1 protein-coding gene and 2 pseudogenes are annotated in these 3,211 nt (G+C 71.2%); 2 read left to right on the top strand and 1 reads right to left on the bottom strand.

Features of this window, described 5'->3' with window-relative positions:
* Window positions 1-154: pseudogene (locus ACFW2E_RS42315) on the bottom strand (ABC transporter ATP-binding protein); the annotation flags it as partial.
* 40 nt (window positions 155-194) lie between these two features.
* Here ACFW2E_RS42315 and ACFW2E_RS42310 point away from each other — a divergent pair.
* Window positions 195-572 (top strand): annotated as a pseudogene (locus ACFW2E_RS42310) (methionine synthase); the annotation flags it as partial.
* Window positions 573-587: 15 nt separating this feature from the next.
* A complete protein-coding gene (gene ligA / locus ACFW2E_RS42305) occupies window positions 588-2,780 on the top strand; it encodes an NAD-dependent DNA ligase LigA (RefSeq protein ID WP_384476123.1) in 2,193 nt (730 codons plus the stop codon).
* Window positions 2,781-3,211: the final 431 nt, after the last annotated feature.

The following is a 3,211-nucleotide window of genomic DNA, read 5'->3' as shown; positions in this document are numbered from 1 at the left end:
GGTCCTCGGTGGTGGTGATGGCCGGACCGGCGTCCAGCCGGACCGTGTGGCCGTCGGCCCGCCCGCGATAGAGGTTCAGGCCGACCAGCCGCGCGATGTAGTCCGTCCGCGGCCGGCGGGCGATGTCGGCGGGGCCGCCCTCCTGCACGACCCGGGCGGGGGGGGCCCCCACCCCCCCCGCGGCCCCCCCCCCCGGTCCGGTCGTCGTCCACTCCTGCGCCCCCGACGTGCCCTTCGCCCTGCTGCGCCGCGCGGGCGCCGCCGCGGTCTCCTTCGACTTCTCGCTCCTCACCGAGCGTGACGACGAAGCGATCGGCGAGGCCGTGGAGGGCGGCACGCGGCTGTTCGCCGGTGTCGTGCCCGCAACGGACGGCCCGTTGTCGGACCCTGCCGGTAGCGTCATGGGTGTCAGGACGCTGTGGCGCAGGCTGGGACTGCATCCGGGACTTCTCGCGGAGGCGGTCACGGTCACCCCGTCGTGCGGACTCGCGGGCGCTTCCCCCGCGTACGCGCGCAAGGCACTCGCCCACTGCGCCAGGGCGGCGAGATCGCTCGCGGACAACCCAGAGTAACGGGAGGACAACACGGTGGCCGGCGACAAGCAAGCGGAGACGACGGTGCCCGCCGAGGCACGGGAGAAGCACGCGCTGCTCGCTGAGCAGATCGAGGAGCACCGCTTCCGGTACTACGTGAAGGACGCTCCCGTCATCAGCGACGCGGAGTTCGACAAGCTCCTGCGCACCCTGGAGGCGCTGGAGGAGGAGCACTCCGAACTGCGCACGCCCGACTCACCGACCCAGAAGGTCGCGGGGGCGTACCAGACGGAGTTCACCTCCGTCGAGCACCGCGAGCGCATGCTCTCCCTCGACAACGCCTTCAACGACGACGAACTGGCCGCCTGGGCCGAGCGCGTCGCCAAGGACGCCGGCACCTCCGACTGCCACTTCCTGTGCGAGCTCAAGGTCGACGGCCTCGCCGTCAACCTCACCTACGAGCACGGCCGCCTCACGCGCGCGGCGACCCGCGGCGACGGCCGCACCGGCGAGGACATCACCCCCAACGTCCGTACGATCACGGAGATCCCGGACCGACTGACTGGCGACCGCGTCCCGGACGTCGTCGAGATCCGCGGCGAGGTCTACTTCCCGATGGAGAAGTTCCTCGAGCTCAACGAGCGCCTGGTCGCGGCCGGCGACAAGCCCTTCGCCAACCCGCGCAACGCGGCGGCCGGTTCGCTGCGCCAGAAGGACCCGCGCGTCACCGCCTCCCGCCCGCTGCACATGGTCGTCCACGGCATCGGCGCCCTGCGGGGCTACGAGGGCCTCACCCGCCTCTCCCAGGCCTACGACCTGCTGAAGACCTGGGGCCTGCCCACCTCCGCCCACAACCGGGTGGTCGACGACCTCGACGGCGTACGGGAGTTCATCGCGTACTACGGCGAGAACCGCCACTCCGTGGAGCACGAGATCGACGGCGTGGTCGTCAAGCTCGACGAGATCCGCCTCCAGGGCCGCCTCGGCTCCACGGCCCGCGCGCCCCGGTGGGCGATCGCGTACAAGTACCCGCCGGAAGAGGTCAACACGAGGCTGATCGACATCAAGGTCGGCGTCGGCCGCACCGGCCGTGTCACGCCGTACGCCCAGGTCGAACCGGTCACGGTCGCCGGCTCCGAGGTCGAGTTCGCCACCCTGCACAACCAGGACGTGGTCAAGGCCAAGGGCGTCCTCATCGGCGACACGGTGGTGATCCGCAAGGCCGGTGACGTCATCCCGGAGATCCTCGGCCCGGTCGTCGACCTGCGCGACGGAACCGAGCGCGAGTTCGTGATGCCCGCGGAGTGCCCCGAGTGCGGGACGCCCCTGCGGGCCATGAAGGAGGGCGACATCGACCTCCGCTGCCCCAACGCGCGCACCTGCCCGGCCCAGTTGAGAGAGCGTGTCTCCTACCTCGCGGGCCGGGAGTGCCTGGACATCGAGCACTTCGGCGATGTCGCGGCGGCGGCGCTCACCCGCCCGCTGGAGCCGGCCGCCCCGCCACTGGCCGACGAGGGCGACCTGTTCGACCTGACGGTGGAGAAGCTGCTGCCCATCAAGGCGTACGTCCTCGACCCGGACAGCGGCCTGCCCAAGCGGGACCCCAAGACCGGCGAGGAGAAGGTCGTCACGGTCTTCGCCAACCAGAAGGGCGAGCCGAAGAAGAACACCCTCGCCCTGCTGGCCAACATCGAGGCGGCCAAGGAGCGGCCGCTCGCCCGGTTCCTGAACGGACTGTCGATCCGGCACGTCGGTCCGGTGGCGGCGCAGGCACTCGCGCGCGAGTTCCGCTCCGTCGACCGCATCGAGCAGGCGAGCGAGGAGGAGCTGGCGCGCATCGAGGGTGTCGGCCCGACCATCGCCGCGGCCCTCCAGGAGTGGTTCGCCGAGGAGTGGCACCGGGAGATCGTCCGCAAGTGGAAGGCCGCTGGAGTCCGGCTGGAGGACGAGTCCTCGGGCGAGGACGAGGGTCCTCGTCCGCTGGAAGGGCTTACCGTCGTCGTCACCGGGACCCTGGAGCACTACACACGCGACGGTGCCAAGGAGGCGCTGCAGAGCCGAGGAGCGAAAGTGACCGGTTCTGTATCGAAGAAGACATCTTTCGTGGTGGTGGGTGAGAACCCGGGATCGAAGTACGACAAGGCCATGCAGCTCAAGGTGCCGGTTCTGAATGAGGACGGTTTCGCCGTCCTGCTGGAGCAGGGGCCGGAAGCCGCGGCCGAAGTCGCCCTTCCGACCGGTCAGTAGCGGTTGAAGGCCACCCGATCGGCGCATATCAGATGCATACGGGTGGCTGGGGCGCATTCGGGCAACCGCAGACGACCGCTGCCCGTGGAAGCCTTCTGCGGCCTACTGTTGAGACGTGCGCCTGCCGTGCCCAGCTGCGGTCGGGGCATCCCCGTGCTCATGGTGAGCCCGGGGAAGGGTTTTCCAACGCGGAGCCGTTGATGGTCGTCGGGCAGCGGACCGCGTGGCGTGGGCACCGCCGGCTGTGAGAGGGACGGGAATGGAACCGACCGAGAGCGCCGCCCCGGACTCATGGCTGCGCCTGCGCCGGAGGGTGGGCGCGTGGCCCGTGAGCCGGTGGTTCGGGCAGCGGAGCGGTGGCGCACCGCGCCCCCCGGCGGACGCCCGTGCCACCGCGCCGCCCCCCGCGCCCGGCCGGGCGCGGGGGGGGC

Source organism: Streptomyces sp. NPDC058964 (genome assembly GCF_042741275.1).
Lineage (GTDB): Bacteria > Actinomycetota > Actinomycetes > Streptomycetales > Streptomycetaceae > Streptomyces.
The sequence above is the reverse complement of the archived record's forward strand: the minus strand, read 5'-3'. Positions and strand labels throughout refer to the sequence as shown.